Source organism: Aureimonas phyllosphaerae (genome assembly GCF_900113065.1).
Taxonomy (GTDB): Bacteria; Pseudomonadota; Alphaproteobacteria; order Rhizobiales; family Rhizobiaceae; genus Aureimonas; species Aureimonas phyllosphaerae.
Genome location: NZ_FOOA01000054.1, coordinates 1 through 2,076, shown reverse-complemented (window position 1 = coordinate 2,076; position 2,076 = coordinate 1). Strand labels below are relative to the sequence as shown.

The window sequence follows — 2,076 nt, the reverse complement described above, 5'->3', positions numbered from 1 at the left end:
GGCGCGGGTGGCGGGGTGGTGCCGGTAGCTTTCTTCGTCACCAGGACGAAGGACGGATCGATTGGTCAGACCTACAGTGCTGATCCGGGGCCTGGTGGGTCCATCCAGTGGGCTCGCCGTACGCTCGGTTCGACCGGTACAACCACCGACATCGTCGGCGCCACCGGAAACTCCTACGTGGCAACGCAGGCCGACTACTTCTGCACGATCGTTGCCAAGAGGATCGTCGGTGGCGTTGTGGTCGGCACCGCTGCGGCCGATACGATCGTCCTCAAGGCTCCCACTTCCTACGAGAACTTCGACAGCGCTACGGGCTTCGCTGCCGGCGGTGCGGCCAGCCGCGTTTCAGTCGAAACGGATCGAAAAATCCAAGGGACCGGCTCCCTCGCTGTGCGTGGTTCTGGCGCAACCGGTGCGCTCTACCGCACCAAAAGCGCGGCTTTCGTGTTCGATCCTGCGACGGCCGGTCTGTGTGCCGTCCGCATGGATAACGGCGACGACCCAGAATATTGCACCTTCAGCGTGGGCGGTCTGCTGTTGAGCCTAGCCGGTGCCAACAACTTCATTGCGGGCATCAACGCAGGTGGGCAGGTGCAGTCCGGGGTCGAACCCATGTGGCGGACTTTCCGCCCGTCTGTCATTCCGACGATGAAGGACTTCGCGCCGGGATCGGTGGACCTTCGCCTCCAGGCCACGCAGCGGATCAATGCCTCCGGGCCAACGTTCTTCGACGCCTTTGTAGGCAATGCCGAAGGTGTCCCCACGGTGTGCTTCGCGTGCGACGATATCCGCCCTAGCCAGCATTCGATCTTCCTCCCTATGATGCAGGCGGCGGGCCTGAAAGGGGCCACCATTTACGTTCCATGGGCGCTCGTCGGCACGACAGACGGCTCTGGCGGACGCCTGACGCTGGCGCAACTGCACGATCTCGACGACTACGGCTTCTCCATCGCGCTCAATGGCACTCGGGACGATGCGTCGATCATGACCCGAGCAAGCGTTCAGGCGTGGAAGGACGAGATGGCCGAAGGCCGTGCCTGGCTTGCCGCGCAAAACTTCAAGAACGCCGATCCCAATTCGATCGTTTTCCCTAACGCACAGATGGATCAGTCGGGATCGACGGTGTCTAAGACCGGGGTCGTGTCAGACGGTTCCGACATCCTGACCGTTTCGGATACATCGGACGTCGCTATCGGTTGGAGGGCGGCGGGTCTTTACGTCCCGCAGAGCCCACCGACCACCGTGATCGGCATCATCGACGCAACACATCTCCGCGTCAGTGCGCCATGCGCGGCGGGCACGGCTCCTGTGGACTTCGTCGATACGTCGCCCGTATGGCACCGGGGCAAGCTGCTTCGGGCGATGGATGACATCGGGATTACCTTCGGCCGATCAACTGGCGGGACGGGCGGTATCCACACTCGCTGGGGCGCTGGCGGCAAGCGCATCCGCAAGGCGTTCCCGAACTACTCGATTTCGAACAACGAACCGCAGGCCAACATCCTAGCGGCGATCGACATCGTGGAGCGGGACGGAACGACGATGATCCCGTTGGTTCACGCCATCAAGGCGGACAACGTCGATGGCCTGATCGACGTGGCGCAAAACAAGCTTCAGGCAATCGTAGACCGGGTGGCATCCGGGGTCGCTTCCGGGAAGCTCGTCAACATCAGCCAGACCGCCATGATGGCTCGGGACTTCCCGTCGATCGTGCCCGTCTAGCAGGACTACTCGCGCCTCGCGGTGGATCGGGTCACGGGATGGTCGGCCTGCTCATTGTATGTGAGCTTCATGAAGTTGGTCGCATGTTACCGGCCACCCAGAGAGGATAGCGAGAACGATGGACCCCGAAGAGCTTGAAGTTGGCGGATTGTACGTGATGGACGTTGGCCCGAAGGTCCGACGTGTACTGAAGGTCGAGAAGGTCTACGCCGTGACCTGGGACGTCCACGACGATCCGGACAGCGGGCAGACGACCACTCTGGCTTCAGAGTTCATCCCGATCATCGCCACACGCCTGGACGTCTGAAATAGCGAGCCCGGCTATCGGTCGGGTTCGCATTCTCCCGCACCTCA

The 2,076-nt window shown here is 62.2% G+C and carries 2 protein-coding genes; both read left to right on the top strand.

All coding sequences use genetic code 11. The features are described from left to right. Positions 1–1,722 (top strand): polysaccharide deacetylase family protein (locus tag BM175_RS22930; RefSeq protein WP_175526984.1); only part of this gene is annotated, 1,722 nt, incomplete at its 5' end. A gap of 118 nt (positions 1,723–1,840) precedes the next feature. Next, positions 1,841–2,029, top strand: a complete 189-nt coding sequence (locus BM175_RS22240) for a hypothetical protein (RefSeq protein WP_090966996.1) — start codon at positions 1,841–1,843, stop codon at positions 2,027–2,029. Positions 2,030–2,076 lie beyond the last annotated feature (47 nt).